Genomic DNA, 17,323 nt, shown 5'->3' on the forward strand with positions numbered 1-17,323 from the left:
ACCGTCGCATCTGGACTGGTCGAAACATCTGATCACCCGATAACTTCTGACGCTACAAATTCTCCTGCGTCTGAAATCTTCGACTGGGCCCGCTCGGCAAGTTGTCGTGCCTCGCGCTCACCTTCCGTGATAATCTCGTTGGCGGATCTCTTTGCCTCTGAAATTTTATCTTCAATAAACGACTCAACCTCCGCATCTGCCTCGTCAATCGCCTTGTTTACCAGCTCCTCTGCTGCCTTTTTCGCCTTGATTACCAGCTCTTCGGCGTCCTTATTGGCGCGTTCGAGCTTGGATAGAGATTCCCTCTCCGCCCCTTTCACCATCTTCAGCGTCTCAAAGACCATTGCAGTCCCCCTAACGACGGACCACAACAATTCTAACACCAAAATTATGATCCATCATGATTATACGTGTCAAATCACATATTAAACCTTTTTGGTTAGGAGAATACGCACGTGATTATTAAATGAACGTTCTCATTAACAATTATAATTATTAATCGTGATAATTGAAGACATTTTGATCTGTAAACCCGCTTTTAATAGGCAAAAATTATCTATGAATTCCTGTAAGATTAGTTCAGCAAATATTTTCAGGATTTTCAAATACAGCGATATTAAATGGATTATATGGATTTTATTTATGCCAAAGCGCTATTTTTTGGTGGGAATTGGAAATATGTATAAATTAATACTTTAGATACTTGTGACTATCATTTATTTGATTATTGATCGAGGAGGATTCAATAATATAGCTTATCTTGAAATGGATTTCTTTACTATTGCTGCAATATACTGAAAAAATTACAAAAAAGTGTTAATCTTAGAAAAAATCTCGTATGTCAGCAAAAATGGCCGGCCTGATGACATGATATAATAATAATCTTTTATAGTTTATTTTTTGTTGATCGGGCGGTGCGTTGTGCAAACAAAAAACACTTATACTATCACTATTAATAATGATCATTATTGATAATGAAGAACTAATTGCAGGTGGTGTTAATTGTGGCGATCATCGAGAAGGGATTGGTTGTCGGAGTATTCTATTTGCTAGTGATTTCTTCAGTATTAGCAGATAATGAACCCACAACTCAGGAAGACGGCTGGGTGAGAACCTTCGGCGGCGCCGGTGAAGATGTGGGAACATCGGTCCAAAAGACAAGCGATGGAGGATATATCTTAACGGGAAGCACAACATCTCACAAGAAGAACATCGCTTATTCTTGGATGATAAAGGCTTCAAGAATAGGCGAGATCTGGCTGATCAAGACCGATTCGGAGGGAAATCCCCTTTGGGAGAGGACATTTGGCGGGATGGGCAAAGATATTGGTTTTATGGTGCAAGAAACGAAAGACGGTGGCTACATCATCGCGGGTGCTACAAAACCGCATATGATCGGAGATTATGATATCTGGCTGATCAAGACCGATTCCGAAGGGAACCCAGAATGGGATAAGAGTCTTGGTGGACGGGGTAATGACTGGCCCAATGCGATCCAGCAAACCGCCGATGGGGGCTACATCATTGCAGGCGGCACAGAATCTTATGGCGCCGGATTTAATAACGCATTTTTGGTGAAGACCCCTCGAAATGTGAACCTCTGGCTCATCAAGACCGATTCGGAGGGAAATATAGCCTGGGACAGAACCTTCGGGGGATCCGGCTTTGATGAAGGATCATCCGTCCAGGAGACTGATGGCGGGGGCTACATCGTCACAGGATATACAACCTCCAGCGGTGCAGGAGGTAGCGATATCTGGCTAGTAAAAACGGATCCGAGAGGTCGCGGGCTCTGGGAGAGAACCTACGGCGGACCCCGCGAAGACGTTGGCTTCTCTGTCCGCGAGGCGAAGGATCTCGGTTACATCATCACAGGCAGCACAGAATCTTACGGGAATGGGAGCAAAGACGTCTGGCTGATCAAGACGGACTCAAACGGTACCAAAGAATGGGAGAAAACGTTTGGCGGCCCAGGTTTTGATGAGGGGATAGATGTCAAAGAGACAAGAGATGACGGCTATATCATCGCAGGATATACAACGGAACACGATGAGGGCGCATTGCAATCCTGGCTGATAAATACGGCGGACAAAAGTCATGTTTGGCTGATTAAAACCGACTCGAAAGGAGATAAGGAGTGGGACAGGACCTTCGGCGGAAAAGGCAATGACTGGGCCAATGCAGTCGACGAAACGACCGATGGGGGCTACATAATCACGGGGGCGACGGAGTCTTATGGTGATGGAAGCAAAGACCTCCTGCTGATAAAAACGAGGGGATGGTAAAGCTTTAGTCTCTCGCAAGAAGCCGCAATCCCGGTGCTGGTTCCGGCAAACGCTGCAGATGAATTTATTTGGGTTATACCCCCGATATGCAAACCATCTGGAACCAGCACCCGGTCACAAATCCCCGCATATGCCCCTGTGGGAAAAATTGAGGGAGGGGTTGAATTCAACCCCTTAATTATGAGGCCAGATGGATCGAAGGATCACAACTGCTTCTCACTTGGGATCAGAAATTTGCGTCAAGCTGCCTTTGAGCCATAAGTCCTGATAGTTCTGATCTCCTGTGCACCCAAGACGATCAGCAGGAGTCCAAATATCGATTCGATCCCAAACCCACCTACGGTAACGTTTATGAGACCTGCAAAGATCAAGGCCATTCCAAGGGGTACAAACATGCTCCGCTCTTGAATGCCCAGCGCTGATGCCCCGAAGATCACCAGAACTATGCCCCAAACGGGGTCCATAAATCCGGAGAGCATGATGCCAGAGATGCCTATGGCCACGATCACTGAGCCCCAGATTCGAAGGTCTCTCTTCATATGAACGACCGTTTTATTTGGCACAGCCGATGGAAGCCACTTCGGACGCGTTGAGTAGCCTTCAAGCCACGTTGTACGAAATACGATCCCACTTAAAAGTACAAATAAGAAGCATTTGGAGATTCTAGTCTGCAGGAATTTCTTGTTTGATTCCGATCTCTCTTTGCTGTGCATCTCTTACCACCTACCTAATTGGAGCCTATTTTATCATTCTTAATAGTTAAGATTTGCGCCTTGCTCTGCCGAATTTAAATGTAATTGCAAATAATATAATAAATTGAATCAAAAAGGTGAGATCTAAGCGGCTTTCTTAGATCTCACGATCAGTACCGGCCTCTCTGCGGTCCTCACGACATCAAAGGTGGTGCTTCCCACCATCATCTGCTTTATCCAGCCCTTGCCCTGGGAACTTATAACGATCAGAGATACATCCTCCGTCGTGGCCAGGGACGTGATCTGCTCTCGGGGGTTGCCGACGTCTACGTGGGTTCTAACTTTGAGGCCCGAGCTTTCGAGATCCTCCTCGATCTCAGCGAGCTTCTCCTTCGCCTCTGCGACGTAGCCCTCGATCTCCTCCTGGGCCTCTCCCTTGGAGACGACGTACTCTAAAATGACCTCTCCGACGACGTCCTTCAGACCCTTGATCGTCGAGATCGCGGACTGTGAAGCCTCAGAAAAGTCTGTGGTGCAGAGGACCTTAGAGAATATCATGGGGCAGAACTTCTCGTAGGTTGCCCCTTCAAGACCCTCCAGCATCTTGTAGCGCATGATGAGGGTGTCTTTGTCGCTGAAACGGACAACTCCCGTTGAAGCGCTCCCCAGAAGGATCCCTGAGACGCGGCCCTTTCCCAAAGCACCCATCACTATCAGAGAGACCTCCTCCTCTTCTGCAACCCTCTGAATGGTCCTGGATACGTCCGCCTCGGTGATCACCTCGAGCCGAGAGGTGACCTTGAAGCCGAGGTTCTCAAGCCGCCCTTTTATGTCGGCGAGATCGATCTTGGCTCCCTCGACTTTGGGGCCCCGGGTCCATCCCCGTTTTGAGGGATGGGTGGCATCCACCACGTGGAGGAGCACTATCTCCTTCAACCCCGGAACATCCCCTATGCACTCTATGACTTTCTGCGCATACTTTGAAAAGTCTGTTGGAACTAACACCTTTTCGAACATCGTAACCCTCCTAGCATCAGTTTATCCTCAAACATCAGCCCCTCGGAATCTAAATGTAGAATATCCACCCGAAGTAGACCAACATCGCCACAAGGCCGATGGGGACCCCGGTGCGAGCCCACTCTTTGCTGGTTATGCCCATCTTGTTTGCAGATATGATATTCGGGATATTACCGGGGATGAGCATCCCTCCGGAGACGAGAAGTCCCATAAGAATGGCCTTGATCTGGAAGAGATCCATCGAAGGGCCGATCTCCGCTGCCGTCAGGGTGGCGTTGTCCAGGACCGCCGACGACATATTGACCCAGTAGAGGATCATCGCGGGTATGTGGATCAGATAAGTATCTATGATGATCTTGAAGCCGCTGCCCAAGAGCAGGAGAGCCATCACGAAGAGGTATACCTTCGCACCCCTTATACCCACGTCCCGGAGAGTGTCACCGCCTCTAGCAAAGGCATCCGTCTCCTTTACGACCGTCTTCTTTCCAACGATGAAGGTGCTCAATATGCCGAAGGCCAGCACTCCTGGGATAATATACATGCCTACTGTTTCTAGCAAGAAAGTGAAGCCAGCGTAATATGGCGGACCCTGCAGCTTGGTGATGGCTATGGTGGAGAGGGGCTCGCCCACCGGGGTCAGAGCTGCTCCAAGACCTATGGAGAAACAAGCCACCACCGTGAGTTTGATCCTGGTATTGCGATCAAGGGGCATGAGGCTTACCACCTCAACCAGCACCAGGGCTGCGATTATGGCCGTGATCAGGCTTGCGGATAGGCCCAGGATCACCACTATCAGAAAGACCAGTATCTTAAGGGGGACCTTATCCAAGAGGACGTTCATTATTTTCTGCGCGTGAGATCTTCCGTAATAGAATAAAAGACCCGCGACGAGAACCGCCGGAACTATCCCCTTCATGATCGGCTCTTCGATGGCTTCTATCACCAGCTCCATATGCCAGGCGTTGGCGATGGTAACCGCAGACACGCCCATAACAAACAGGAAGGCCTCAAGCTGCTCTTCAACCTTCTTTATAAAAAATGGGCATAGCAATACCAGCAAGAATATGCCGAACAAACCCATGTCGACTGTACTTACCATAATGACTCCTTGCGCATTATATCCGATTACTGTGATATTTTACAGCTCCTACTAACATCACAACCTTGCAACTCTGTTATGTTTTTAGGAGTTGGAGATACCCTTAATTCAATGGTCGATTCGTCTGGGAGAAGATCCGAGATCCATCCGGTCCACGAACTCCGGCCTTCAGGCCCCTTCGGGGGGAAAACTATCGCAGCGCGTAATAGATGCAGAAAGCGTTTCCCCTGGGATCTTGATGGCCCCGATGCCGAGTCCGTAGCGAAGCACCCCTTGAACGATAAAAAGAACGGGTTTGAGATCTAAGCGGCTTTCTTAGATCTCACGATCAGTACCGGCCTCTCTGCGGTCCTCACGACATCAAAGGTGGTGCTTCCCACCATCATCTGCTTTATCCAGCCCTTGCCCTGGGAACTTATAACGATCAGAGATACATCCTCCGTCGTGGCCAGGGACGTTATCTGCTCCAAGGGGTTGCCCACATCGACGTGGGTTCTCACTTTGAGGCCCGAGCTTGCAAGATCCTCCTTGATCTCAGCGAGCTTCTCCTTCGCCTCTGCGACGTAGCCCTCGATCTCCTCCTGGGTCTCTCCTTTGGAGACGACGTACTCCAAAATGACCTCTCCGACGACGTCCTTCAGACCCTTGATCGTGGAGATCGCAGACTGTGAAGCCTCCGAAAAGTCTGTGGTGCAGAGGACCTTAGAGAATATCATGGGGCAGAACTTCTCGTAGGTTGCCCCTTCAAGCCCCTCCAGCATCTTGTAGCGCATGATGAGGGTGTCTTTGTCGCTGAAACGGACAACTCCCGTCGAGGCGCTCCCCAGAAGGATCCCTGAGACGCGGCCCTTTCCCAAAGCACCCATCACTATCAGAGAGACCTTCTCCTCTTCCGCAACCCTCTGAATGGTCCTGGATACGTCCGCCTCGGTGATCACCTCCAGCCTGGGGGTGACCTTGAAGCCGAGGTTCTCGAGCCGCTCTTTTATGTCGGCGAGATCGATCTTGGCTCCTTCGACTTTGGGTCCCCGGGTCCATCCCCGTTTTGAGGGATGGGTGGCATCCACCACGTGAAGGAGCACTATCTCCTTCAACCCCGGAACATCCCCTATGCACTCTATGACTTTCTGCGCATACTTTGAAAAGTCTGTTGGAACTAACACCTTTTCGAACATCATAACCCTCCTAGCATCAGTTTATCCTCGGACATCAGCTCCTCGTTCAATGAAGGTAGAACAACCATACGAAGTAGACCAGCATCGCCACAAGGCCGATGGGGACCCCGGTGCGAGCCCACTCTTTGCTGGTTATGCCCATCTTGTTTGCAGATATGATATTTGGGATATTACCGGGGATGAGCATCCCTCCGGAGACGAGAAGCCCCATCAGAATGGCCTTGATCTGGAAGATATCCATGGAAGGGCCGATCTCCGCCGCCGTCAGGGTGGCGTTGTCCAGGACCGCCGACGACATATTGACCCAGTAGAGGATCATCGCGGGTATGTGGATCAGGTAAGTATCTATGATGATCTTGAAGCCGCTGCCCAAGAGCAGGAGGGCCATCACGAAGAGGTATACCTTTGCACCCCTGATACCCACGTCCCGGAGAGTGTCACCGCCTCTCGCAAAGATATCCGTCTCCTTAACATCCGTCTTTTTTCCGACGATGAAGGCGCTCAATATGCCGAAGGCCAGCACCCCTGGGATAATATATACGCCGATGTTTTCGAGCAGGAAGAAGAAACCGGCATGATACGGCGGGCCCTGCAGCTTGGTGATGGCTATGGTGGAGAGGGGCTCGCCCACCGGGGTCAGAGCTGCTCCAAGACCTATGGAGAAACAGGCTACCACCGTGAGTTTTATTTTGGTATTGCGATCTAGGGGCATGAGGCTTACCACCTCTACCAGCACCAGGGCCGCGATTATGGCCGTGATGAGGCTTGCAGATAGGCCCAGGATCACCACTATCAGGAAGACCAGTATCTTAAGGGGGATCTTATCCAAGAGGACGTCCATTATCCGCTTCGCATGAGATCTTCCGTAGTAGAATATCAGGCCTGCCACCAGCACCGCAGGGACTATCCCCTTCATGATCGGCTCTTCGACGGCCTCGATCACCAGCTCCAAATGCCAGGCGTTGGCTATGGTAACCGCAGACACGCCCATAACAAAAAGGAAGGCTTCAAGCTGCTCTTCAACTTTCTTTATGAAAAATGGGCACAGCAGCACCAGCAAGAATATGCAGAACAAACCCATGTCGACTGTACTCACCATAAAATCCATTCCTCCATACTTTATATCTGATTCATACGAGATTTCGCAGCTATTGCCAACTCTACACCTTTTGCGACTCTCCTATGTTTTTGGGAGATGGAGATCTCCTCTTTTCGGTGGTCGGTTTGTCTGGGATGGAACCCGAGATCCATCTGGTCCACGAAGTGCAGCCTCCAAGCCACTTTGTGCGAAATACAACCGAGGCGCATAATAGATACAGAAGCCGTTTTCCTGGGGACCGCTTTTTTTTCATGTCAGACATATATACCCTCCAACTAACCGCGCCCTCTTAAACTCCTGATATTAAGTCCTTTTGGGTCAATAAACGATTATAATGATTAATAGTGACAAAAAAACCGTTATAATTGTTTATAAGCATGAACAGGCTATTATAACGATTTATAATGACAAAAACGTGTGCATAACGATTAATAATGATATAAAAAGCAATTTTAAATTTTTTATGGTCAAGAGAGATCTGTTATGATTTTAAATGACGAAAACGATATGGAGATGATTTATCATGATACAGACCTCAAGTCGAAGAGGTGAACAATATTATGGTCTGAAAAGAGGAGTTAAAAGAAAGAAACTGACAATAGATTCAAAAATTGCCGGATATCAAGATCCGTGTCGTTTCAAAGTCTCGAATAAAAATAAGGTTTTCAGAGATATAGTATTAAAATAAAAATTAAAAATACCACGATCTCTGGCGGGTTGGCGCAGAGAAATTCGTGAGATCGCATCTTCGGGAGGGCAATTTAGGGCTCTCCTAAATGCGGCGCCCGAAAGCTGCGGATCCCCAGCTCTGGCGGCTTGCGCCGGGATAGAAGGTCACTAGCTGTCGAAATCATCAACGACCTCAGCTTCCTGGCTGCGACCTCTTATCGCCTTTGCGACCGCCTCGCCGCACCCGCCCCGGGCGCGAAGCCCTCGCCACCCCGCTTCGCAGCCGATTCAAGGGGTGGATATCGCCCTGCGGGCGCGATCCCCGCCATGATTATGGAGGCTCAGGAAGCTTTGCGGGCCCTCAAAACTAGGACGGGCCTTGTGCCGTTCTTGGATACCTCGTAAGCGACGCTGCCGACCAGAAGCTGTTTCATCCATCCCTTGCCGCGGGAGCTCATGGCTACCAAGGAGACCTCCTCGTCTTCGGCCAAGGTTATGATCTCTTCAGCAGGGTCTCCCATCCCGACCCGGACGGAGGCCTTGATGCCGTCTCTCTCGAACTCCTCCTTGATGACGGTGAGCTTCTCTTTAGCCTCCTTCATCTTGGCATCAACCTCATCCTGGCTCTCCCCGCTGAAGACGACGTTCAGGAGAACGACCTCCCGGACGCCCCCCATCCCCTTGAGGAGGCGGATCGCCTCCTCTGAAGGTTCAGAGAAGTCCGTGGGGCAGAGTATCTTGGTGGTTATCATGGCGCAGTGCTCTTCCAGATCTATGCCGCCCTCCAGCATCTTATAGCGCATGAGAAGGAGGTGCCTGTCCCCATACCTCAATACGTTCTTGGCGACGTTCCCGAGGAATATGTTCTGGAGGAAGCCCTTCCCGCGAGCTCCCATAACCACCAGGTCGACCCCCTCCTCTTCGGATACCGCCTGGATCTTCCTGAATATCTCCCCCTCCAGCATCGGCTCTGCCCTCTGCTCGACCTCGAGCCCCTGGGCCTCCAGAAGCTTCGCCTGATCTGCCAGCTTCTTCTTGGCCTCCTTCAGCCTGGCTCCAGGGTCCCAGATCCTGGCCAACGGGTCTGCAGGACCGATGACGTTCAGAAGGACGACCTTCTTAACACCCGGCAATCCGCCGACGCACTCGAGGACCTTATTTGAATATTTAGAGAAGTCCGTGGGAACCAAAACCGTTTCGAACATTCTTATCGTACCTCCTTATAATTTTCTAGATCTGCGCTCTAAATATACCTCGATAGCCGCATATGCTACTTCGAGAGCTGATATCCAATCCGTTATATTTCAATCTGCCGACCATAAAAAGATATTTTTCGGAGGCATATCATCGAAGCTGCGGGAGGATAGCAGGACGAGGACCGTCTCGAAAACAAAAGGGGCTCTCCTCGGATCCCGAACAACCGGAGCTCGAAAATCGAGGTCGCTATGAACTATCGCCCGAAGAACCTGTATGATCAACCCAAGCCCAGGCTTGAAGATTTGATTTCCATTTTGAGAAGATGATAGGCTTTAAAGTCTCCTCGAATCCGATTCCAGGGGAGATCCGAAGGCGAGGTCCTCCAGCTCCAGGACCTTCTTCCACGCGGCTTTGCAGCTGCAGTCGAGATCCTCGAAGACCCCCGGATCCTGGGTGAGGGCGTGCTCCCTTATCGCCTTCGCGACGGCCTCGTCGCACCTGCCGCAGTTTCTGGGACCCCGCCTCGTCCCCGCCGCCACCGGATCGGAGATGATCGGGACGGAGGAGACGCCCTTCAAGACCTCGACGGCGCTCCAGAGCCACGGGGGGCGGTAGTCGCCGACCAGCCACATCCTCTCCAGGGGAGTACCCCTCTGGATGTTGGTGAGGTTGAGGGAGATGACGTCCGAGGAAGCCGTCGCATCCCGGGCAGACCGGAGGGCGTCGGCTATCGCCGAGGCTTCGGAGAGGAAGGGGGGCTTCAGGAGGAGGTACGTCTTGACAGATCCGCCTCCGCGGCGGACGGCCTCTGCAGCCTCTTTATAATCAGCGAAGGTGAACCCTTTACCGATGGAGTGTTCCCTGACGATGTCGCTGGAGCTCTCAAGGCCGATGGCCACCTCCGTCCTGATCTCTGCTGCAGAGGCCTCCACCAGCTCCCTGGTTATGTACTCGGGGCGCGATTCAAAGACGAGCTTCTCGACCCCGGCTGCGGCGAGGGCATCTATTATGCGGCCCCGGACCGATTCCGGGACCTCCTCGGGATCGAGGAAGCTCCCGCTGGTGTATATCTTGACCACCCGATCCTCGGAGGATAGGTCTCTTGTTGCCGCCCGGAACTGGACGGTGAGATCCTCCGCGCTCGCCGGCGCCCCCTCCGAGGGGTAGCCGCAGATCGCGCACCTCCGCCACCTGCATCCTCTCGTCCTCAGGATCACGGTCAGAGATCCTGCCGCCTCCCCGTCCAGGAGGTCTCTTGACCGCCAGACGGCTACAGGCCTGGTGAGATCAGGCCTCTCTCGCCTCTTCTTCGTGATATTTCACCACCGGATTCATCCATATTGATGGATATTATTGGATACGTTGGAGACCAATGGGGTCCGCTGCATACATTGGAGATCACTGTATATACCTCATGGCGCTGATCGCCGCGGAGGTCCCAGCGCCGACGGCCGTCGTCACCTGCATCCTCCCGCCGGTGACGTCCCCCGCCGCAAAGACCCCGGGAACGCTCGTCTCCTGGGTCAATCGATTCACCTTTATGAAACCGCCTTTGGTCAGCTCGACGCCGAGGTCGGCGGCCAATTCGACGTTGGGACTGACCCCCATCTCGACGAAGACCCCGTCCACGTCGAGGGTGCGGACCCTACCTCTAGCCTTGAACTCGACCCCAGTAACGAACCCGTCCCCCAGGATCCGGATCGGCTCTACCCCCTCAACGACGGCGAGGTTGGTCAGCCTCCCGATCCTGTCGAGGTAGACCGCCTCCGCCACCAGCTCCTCCCGGACGTTCAGGAGGTGGACCTTCTGACAGAGCCCCACCAGATAGAGGACCGCCCTCGCCGCGCCGTTCCCGTATCCCACCACCGCGACGGTCTTGCTTCTGAAGAGGGCTCCGTCGCAGTAGGCGCAGTAAGAGACGCCCTTTGTGGCGTACTCTTCCTCTCCGGGGATGAGGATCTTGCGATGGCTGGCTCCGGTGGCCAAAATCAGAGCCCTGGACTGGTACTCCCAGCCATCGGTCTTGACCCTGAATACGCCGCTCAGATATACGACCTTAGCCGCCAGCTCCTCATGAAGCTCTGCGCCGTACTTCACGGCCTGGTCGCGCATCCGCTCGGAGAGCTCGATACCCTGGATTCCGTCGGGAAAGCCGGGATAGTTCTCGTAGAGGCCGCCCATCGACTGCTGGGATCCGTAGAGGTTTCCGAGGATGAGGGTCTTCTTCCCGCCCCTGGCACAGTACATCCCGGCGGTAAGGCCGGCCGGGCCCGCTCCGATGATTATGACGTCGTACACGATAGGACACCACCAGCGCAAGATCGAGTTTGAAGTTGATTATAGATAAAATGTGTGCAGAAAATATGTGCGAAGGAGAAGATACCTGTTGTAATCGGGGTGAGAAGGGGTGGAGACAGGAGATGAAGGTCGAGGCTTCGTCGATGATCGGCTTAAGACTTTTCGAGCGGCCCCGAGGGTTTTTGCCTTAAATGGTATGGTCCGAAAAGTCGGAGAGTTATGAAGATTCCGGGCTGGAGAACGAGCCTCTATGGCAGGAGAGAAGATGGAGGAGTTTGAAAATTCGGTCCGATAGTCTCTGGTCACGAAGGCGACCTCAGCGGCGAATGGTCGATCTATTGAGCCATTGCCCGGGGCGATCTCTTCACATGAGATCTCGGCAGCCTGTAACCTTACCTGTACCTTCTGTAGAGGTTGTACGTCCCTGAAATGAGCCCCAAAACCGCTCCGATGAAGAGGCCGATGTAGCCGGAGCCTTCGTCGAAGAATCTGGCGCCAGCGTATCCGATGACGCTCCCGATCAGTATCGCGATCGCCATCTCGATGCCGGCGGATGCGGCCTTGAACGCCTGGTCCAGGTTCTCTATCTTCATCTCGGACGGTCCATCCCTTCTTCAATAATCCAGTTATGAACCAAATCGCTCGCCACATTTATCTAATATTTCCTATCAGCGATATGGTATGAAGCGAAATGAGGCCCTCCGAGAGGCGCTCCAAGAGAACCCCTATCTCCGCTGGAGGTACACCATCCTCTCCGCCGTACTGCTGGTGGCGATTGTTGCGTTCCTCCTCGTCTACGTATTCTTATTCTAAGGCCACCGGTTGCTGCCAGATCGATAGGGTGAAAGGCCCAGGGGATGGGGTCCTGACCGATCCGGCTGGATATCTCGGCGGTCGCCCCGGGCGAAAGAGGCGGAGATGCTCTGCCATCATCTCGTCGGAGAGATGGTCAGGTTCAGAGTCCGAGATCCTGGCGGGGGTCGCCGGTCGCCGACGTCATGAGCATCTGCCGCTACATCCTCTCGCTTCCCTTTATATCGCCTCCCCCGGCACCACCCCCTCCCAACCGCCGGGAGGGGCGTCGATGAGGATCTCGCCGTATCCGGGGAGTACCCATCCTGCATCTCTATCATCGCCCGTCCCCTCCGCTGCGGTCTCCGTCGAGAGGTCCATGGATCCCAAGAGGCTGGGGCCGAGGATCGAGCCCCCCCGAATTTAGCCCCTCGATATCTCCGCCAAGTCCCATATCGGCGGCGATCTTGCCGCCGGATCCGATCGGAAGGCTCAGGAAGGACGCGACCCTCGCTGAGGACTCCCCCCGGGGGCTGATGACGTCCAGGTCAACCATACCGGCCCCGGTCCCGGAGATCTCGAGGCTGTACTCGAGGTCCATCGGGAGGAGGTATATCTCCACCTCCCCCGACGAGATCATCTCCGCCCCGGGGATCTCGTTTGTGACCCGGCCGCCGACGGTCCTCCGCCCCTCCGTCCCGCGAGGTCGGTAAAGAGAGCGTCTGCGGGGCAGCGGACCGCTGCCGCAAACCTACCCCCTTCCTCAGGGCATCGACGAAGCCCCTGGTCATCTCCTTCAGACCTGGGAAGAAGGAGCCTGCCTCCTCCAGGGGTATCGTCCTGAAGACGGGGTTTGCGGCGATCTTGGTGGGGTCACTGGATCCATATTCTTGTCCACCGCTCTGGACGGAGTAGTAGAGGAAGCCGTCGAGCCAGAGTATGGCCACAGGCCTCGGTTAATTCAAGCTCTCCAGCTCCGTCACGAGGGTGTTGGAGCCGTGGATTTAGACCTGCTTGTAGTCCTTCCCCTCCACCGCCACCAGCTTGTAGGCGAGGACGGCATGGCCCCAGGTCCCTTTCCCGTCCGGCTTATTACCCCGGAAGCTGATGATCAGAGACCTGCGGTCCTCTTTCAGGGAGCGCTTCACGCCTTCGTAGGTCCTGCTCTGGCTCTCGCTGCTGCTCGAGCCGTAGCCCCTATTGAAGTTGAGGTTCGCGTCAGAGAGGATCGACCTCATCACCGGGACCATCTGGTCCCGGTGGTTGATGTCTATATTCTGGCTCGCCTCCTCGAATGACATCTGATAGGTCTTCTTCGCAACGGGCCGGAGAGGGGGCTGATCTACCCGCAATGTTTTTACGCTGGAACGTTATGGGGTCTGTGGCGACCAACAACAGAGCGCCGATAGTGTAGTGGTCATCACTAGGCGTTGCCAACGCCTAAACCCGGGTTCGAATCCCGGTCGGCGCACTTTTCGCTTCTGGTAGGTACGCTTCTGGTAACTGTTTTGCGCCCATTTCATACCTTGAAGCGCTGTGATCCCTCAAGCCTCGTTGGTCTGTGAAGACCCTATGGCTCTATTGATGCTAAAAGTAATAAGCCGATGGCTAAAGACCGGCTCTTCCCGCCTTAAGATCCGCATCTTCAAATCCATCTATTCAGACCAGTATCTTCAGACCCACCTGCTCTGGAGGGAAGAGGTGCCGCCGATGAGGTCTTTGAGACGGTAATCGTCGAGGATCATCGACTTGAGCTTCGCGAGGGGGATGGAGAGAGATATCTCCTTGGTCCTGCCGTACCTCCCCTTGCTCACCACCACGGTATGGATTATCCCCAGCATGTCCAGCTCTGCGATAAGATCTGCTATCCGCCGATGGGTGAGGTAATCCAGGTCCACCAGGGGGCAAAGCTGCTTGTACATGCCGTAAACGGCCCCGGTTGTGACGTTCTTTATCCCCTGCTCCTCCAGGAGGAGGACGCTGTAGAGGACGAGCTTCGACTGGGTCGGGAGGGTCATCACCACCTCCCTCACCCGATCCCTTTCGATCTTGGCCCTGGCGGATCTTACGTGATCTTCGGATACCCTGTCAGAGCCCACCCTCTCCGCCAGCTCTCCCGAGACCCTCAGAAGGTCGAGGGCCCGCCGGGCGTCTCCATGCTCCTGAGCCGCCAGCGCTGAGCAGAGGGGGATCACGTCCTCGGCGAGGACTCCGGGCTTGAAGGCCATGGACGCCCTCTGTTCCAGTATGTCTTTTATCTGCTCTGCGTTGTAGGGGGGGAATATTATCTCGTCTTCCCCAAGGGAGCTTTTTACCCTCGGGTCCAGAAAGTCGGTGAACTTCAGGTCGTTGGAGATACCTATCAGGCTGACCCCCGCCTTGTCCAGGTCAGAGTTGATCCTGGTCAGGTTGTAGAGGATATCGTCCCCCTTCCTCGTCAGCTTGTCGACCTCATCCAGGACCATCACCACCATCCGCTGGTCCTCTTCCAGAGACTTTCTCACCTCCTCGTAAACCTGATCAGTAGGCCAGCCGGTCATGGGAACCTCCCTTCCGAAAGATCGGGCCAGGTGGGCCAAGACTCTGTATTGGGTATCAATGACTTCACAGTTGATGTAGATAAAAGAGCATCTGGATTTGTTGCCGCCCCCTGCCGCCTCCAATTCAGAGCCGACGTACTTGGCGACGGCGGTCTTTCCTGTGCCGGTTTTCCCATATATCAGAACGTTGGAGGGGGTCTCACCCCGGAGGGCGGGGACGAGGATGGACGCCATGTTGTTGATCTGATCCTCCCGATGGGGGAGTTTTGAAGGGGTATAACTCGACCGCAGTACATCTCTGCACCCGAATATCTCCCCTTTCTTAAGCAAATCCGCGAATAATCCACCCGACATGAAAGACGAAATCCCCCCAGACAAAAAGCAAATACATTCTGTCTGTTATTAAGAGTTGCGGTAAGGCCCCCTTCGTTTCTACTGCAACCCCCCCACCCCATTGTTTCTACTGGAGTGGCGGATATACGGAAAAGTGCTTCTTGAAAACTATATGGATATATCTGGTTGTAGCTAATATGCTGATCGTACTTAAAGATTCTGATCTCCATGACAACGATCTCGATAGCGACTTACGGCCCCTCCATGATTACATAAAAACCAGTAGCTGTAACCATATCGATCAAAGGACAATTTTTGGACCTACAGTTCCGTATACTTTTCTCGATTAGATCTTATGCAAAATGGTTCTATCTTTCATGATTCAACAACTACATTCGGCCTTTTCTCTCTCATGAAGATGGGAGATAAACGTCCTGGTGAGTTCCAGTGGAAATTATGGGGGGTGGATGTTCCAGTAGAAATATCAGAGTAGTGCCCCCCGATATCATTTTATTTAAAATGAAAAAATATTGATATTATTTTATCAACTCCCGGATCGCGACCCCGTCGACCATCTCAGATGCTCCAGTGGAAATTATGGGGTAGGGGGGTTGGCCGAGGAGGTACCGGGGTCGGGGTCACGGTTGGGGTTTTGGGGCTGCAGTGGAAACGAAGGGGTCTTCATATGGGATCTTCATATGGGATCTTCATATGGGATCTTCATATGGGATCTTCATATGGGATCTTCATATGGGATCTTCATATGGGATCTTCATATGGGATCTTCATATGGGATCTTCATATGGGATCTTCATATAACGCCTTCCTTGAGGCGAATAGATGAGAGCTTTATGCGAAGGATCTGATTTCTTTGGCTGAGGCGATCTAGGTTTGATCTTGAGGAGGTGGTTTTTGCATCCCTGGCGATATGGCCGACGCAGCTAAGAGGCTTGTTTATGGTGTGATATGCATCTATAGGATCGAATCTGGCCTAAAGGAGTAAATCCAATTAGTTCGCGGGGGCGGTTTGCCCTCGCCTCGCCTCCGGGGTTACGGCCTATCGGGGTTACGGCCTATGGTACTTCGGCGAGATCAGCCGATGGGTACGGTCTCGAGCTGGCTCGCGACGTTCCAGATGAGGGTTCTGGTATGAAGGGGGATGTTTGGATCGTTGCTTATCTCGTCGAGGATCGATATGGCCGAGGCGGCCCTGACGGCTTCAGAGTCTTCCTCGTTGAGAAGGGTCGATTTAACGCTCTCTGCAGAACGCCTTATATTTCTGGGAACGGTATCGTCGCTCATTATGCGCTCTAAAACTTCGACGCACTGCTTAATCACATTTTCAGCTGCCATGGAATCACCACATTTTCGACACACTTTCAAGACGGCAAAAAGGTTAAAGATGAAGCCCGTCCCAAAGGATTATGTCATGGTCGTCATATTTAAACATATGGCAGCTTCAATCCGATTTAATTCAGCCTCGATCCCTTCGATCCCCGATGATGTGGGTCGAGGCTAGTAGATCCCCGATGATACGGGGCGATGCTTGGTGATCTTTGATGGAAGAAGAAGAGGCTATTAAGAGGATAACGAGGCTTTTGGAGATGGGGGGGACGATGCTGGCCTCTCATCATGACTGCGGAGCACCTTTCTTCCGCTACAAAGGGGAGGTGGTATGTCCAGTCTGCTCTTTTGAGGAGGCACAGGCGGCAAAGACTCCATCGATGGGGGAGAAAGTCGCTTTTGAGCCTTTAAAGGGTTCTTCGATGAGAGAACGGGGTTTCATACCTGCAGATGGAAGGGGGGAGGGATCAGGGTCCGGCTTTGGGGGTAGGACGGCCATTGAGGAGCCTTCGCCTCAGGAGCCCAAAGAAAAAGGGAGGAAGGGCCATCGCGAAGGTGGATCCAGGGTGATGGTGGCTGAAGAAGAGGTGGATCTCGCCTTGGAGGAGCTGAAGGCTGTCATCCTCCATAAGATCAGGGATATATCCCATGAGATGCGGGATGAAAAGGATTTGGGGAGGCTGATGACCCAGCTGGATTGCGTCAAGGAGGCGCTGAAGGTTTTGGAGCGGCTGGGGGATTGAGGGCCGATCTTAAGGGCTATGGTCCCCGGAGATGGGCTTC

19 protein-coding genes and 1 tRNA gene are annotated in these 17,323 nt (G+C 52.9%); 4 read left to right on the forward strand and 16 right to left on the reverse strand.

The genetic code is table 11. The features are described 5' to 3' along the window. Nucleotides 1-32 precede the first annotated feature (32 nt). Nucleotides 33-344, reverse strand: a complete 312-nt coding sequence (locus P0O24_RS04445) for a V-type ATPase subunit subunit G family protein (protein WP_316968533.1) — start codon at nt 342-344, stop codon at nt 33-35. A gap of 660 nt (nt 345-1,004) precedes the next feature. Between P0O24_RS04445 and P0O24_RS04450 the strand changes: the two genes are divergently transcribed. Continuing rightward, a complete protein-coding gene (locus tag P0O24_RS04450; protein ID WP_316968534.1) occupies nt 1,005-2,285 on the forward strand; it encodes a hypothetical protein in 1,281 nt (426 codons plus the stop codon). Nucleotides 2,286-2,524: 239 nt separating this feature from the next. Here P0O24_RS04450 and P0O24_RS04455 read toward each other — a convergent pair whose 3' ends face one another. From P0O24_RS04455 to P0O24_RS04495, 9 genes are all read right to left on the reverse strand, one after another. Continuing rightward, the gene (locus P0O24_RS04455; RefSeq protein ID WP_316968535.1) at nt 2,525-2,998 is read right to left on the reverse strand and encodes a hypothetical protein; all 474 of its coding nucleotides are present in this window, start codon (nt 2,996-2,998) and stop codon (nt 2,525-2,527) included. 123 nt (nt 2,999-3,121) lie between these two features. Then, a complete protein-coding gene (locus P0O24_RS04460) occupies nt 3,122-3,994 on the reverse strand; it encodes a universal stress protein (protein ID WP_316968536.1) in 873 nt (290 codons plus the stop codon). A 49-nt stretch (nt 3,995-4,043) separates the two neighbouring features. Continuing rightward, entirely contained in the window at nt 4,044-5,075 is a 1,032-nt protein-coding gene (locus P0O24_RS04465; protein WP_316968578.1) for a DUF1646 family protein, read from the reverse strand. Between the two features lie 320 nt (nt 5,076-5,395). After that, nucleotides 5,396-6,271, reverse strand: coding sequence for a universal stress protein (locus tag P0O24_RS04470; RefSeq protein WP_316968537.1), 876 nt, complete (start codon nt 6,269-6,271; stop codon nt 5,396-5,398). A 43-nt stretch (nt 6,272-6,314) separates the two neighbouring features. Continuing rightward, entirely contained in the window at nt 6,315-7,367 is a 1,053-nt protein-coding gene (locus P0O24_RS04475; RefSeq protein WP_394356690.1) for a DUF1646 family protein, read from the reverse strand. A 1,010-nt stretch (nt 7,368-8,377) separates the two neighbouring features. Continuing rightward, nucleotides 8,378-9,241, reverse strand: coding sequence for a universal stress protein (locus P0O24_RS04480; RefSeq protein WP_316968539.1), 864 nt, complete (start codon nt 9,239-9,241; stop codon nt 8,378-8,380). Nucleotides 9,242-9,565: 324 nt separating this feature from the next. Continuing rightward, nucleotides 9,566-10,549, reverse strand: a complete 984-nt coding sequence (locus tag P0O24_RS04485; RefSeq protein WP_316968579.1) for an archaeosine biosynthesis radical SAM protein RaSEA — start codon at nt 10,547-10,549, stop codon at nt 9,566-9,568. Nucleotides 10,550-10,631: 82 nt separating this feature from the next. After that, nucleotides 10,632-11,531 (reverse strand): NAD(P)/FAD-dependent oxidoreductase, encoded by a 900-nt coding sequence (locus tag P0O24_RS04490; protein ID WP_316968540.1) that lies wholly within the window; start codon nt 11,529-11,531, stop codon nt 10,632-10,634. A 392-nt stretch (nt 11,532-11,923) separates the two neighbouring features. After that, nucleotides 11,924-12,124, reverse strand: a complete 201-nt coding sequence (locus tag P0O24_RS04495) for an AtpZ/AtpI family protein (RefSeq protein ID WP_316968541.1) — start codon at nt 12,122-12,124, stop codon at nt 11,924-11,926. A gap of 88 nt (nt 12,125-12,212) precedes the next feature. On the opposite strand from P0O24_RS04495, the gene P0O24_RS04500 reads away from it, so the two are divergent. Further along, entirely contained in the window at nt 12,213-12,344 is a 132-nt protein-coding gene (locus tag P0O24_RS04500) for a hypothetical protein (protein ID WP_316968542.1), read from the forward strand. A 116-nt stretch (nt 12,345-12,460) separates the two neighbouring features. On the opposite strand, the gene P0O24_RS04505 is transcribed toward P0O24_RS04500, so the two are convergent. From P0O24_RS04505 to P0O24_RS04520, 4 genes are read right to left on the reverse strand one after another with little or no spacing between them, the layout of a single operon-like run. Beyond that, nucleotides 12,461-12,664 (reverse strand): hypothetical protein, encoded by a 204-nt coding sequence (locus P0O24_RS04505; protein ID WP_316968543.1) that lies wholly within the window; start codon nt 12,662-12,664, stop codon nt 12,461-12,463. Next, nucleotides 12,661-12,924, reverse strand: a complete 264-nt coding sequence (locus P0O24_RS04510; RefSeq protein ID WP_316968544.1) for a hypothetical protein — start codon at nt 12,922-12,924, stop codon at nt 12,661-12,663. The genes P0O24_RS04505 and P0O24_RS04510 overlap by 4 nt, the downstream gene beginning before the upstream one ends. Then, on the reverse strand, nt 12,872-13,270 hold the full coding sequence (locus P0O24_RS04515; RefSeq protein WP_316968545.1) for a hypothetical protein: 399 nt from the start codon (nt 13,268-13,270) through the stop codon (nt 12,872-12,874). The genes P0O24_RS04510 and P0O24_RS04515 overlap by 53 nt, the downstream gene beginning before the upstream one ends. A gap of 57 nt (nt 13,271-13,327) precedes the next feature. Next, the gene (locus P0O24_RS04520) at nt 13,328-13,624 is read right to left on the reverse strand and encodes a hypothetical protein (RefSeq protein ID WP_316968546.1); all 297 of its coding nucleotides are present in this window, start codon (nt 13,622-13,624) and stop codon (nt 13,328-13,330) included. Nucleotides 13,625-13,722: 98 nt separating this feature from the next. On the opposite strand from P0O24_RS04520, the gene P0O24_RS04525 reads away from it, so the two are divergent. Next, a tRNA-Gly gene (locus tag P0O24_RS04525) sits at nt 13,723-13,794 on the forward strand. Between the two features lie 202 nt (nt 13,795-13,996). On the opposite strand, the gene P0O24_RS04530 is transcribed toward P0O24_RS04525, so the two are convergent. Together P0O24_RS04530 and P0O24_RS04535 are read right to left on the reverse strand one after the other, a co-directional pair. Continuing rightward, on the reverse strand, nt 13,997-15,217 hold the full coding sequence (locus P0O24_RS04530; RefSeq protein ID WP_316968547.1) for an ORC1-type DNA replication protein: 1,221 nt from the start codon (nt 15,215-15,217) through the stop codon (nt 13,997-13,999). A 1,071-nt stretch (nt 15,218-16,288) separates the two neighbouring features. Beyond that, the gene (locus tag P0O24_RS04535; protein ID WP_316968548.1) at nt 16,289-16,549 is read right to left on the reverse strand and encodes a UPF0147 family protein; all 261 of its coding nucleotides are present in this window, start codon (nt 16,547-16,549) and stop codon (nt 16,289-16,291) included. 206 nt (nt 16,550-16,755) lie between these two features. Between P0O24_RS04535 and P0O24_RS04540 the strand changes: the two genes are divergently transcribed. Beyond that, nucleotides 16,756-17,283: an autoantigen p27 domain-containing protein gene (locus tag P0O24_RS04540; protein WP_316968549.1), complete on the forward strand. Its 528-nt coding sequence runs from the start codon at nt 16,756-16,758 to the stop codon at nt 17,281-17,283. The last annotated feature ends 40 nt before the right edge of the window (nt 17,284-17,323 follow it).

It is taken from the genome of Candidatus Methanocrinis alkalitolerans (assembly GCF_029167205.1).
In the GTDB taxonomy this organism is placed as follows: domain Archaea; phylum Halobacteriota; class Methanosarcinia; order Methanotrichales; family Methanotrichaceae; genus Methanocrinis; species Methanocrinis alkalitolerans.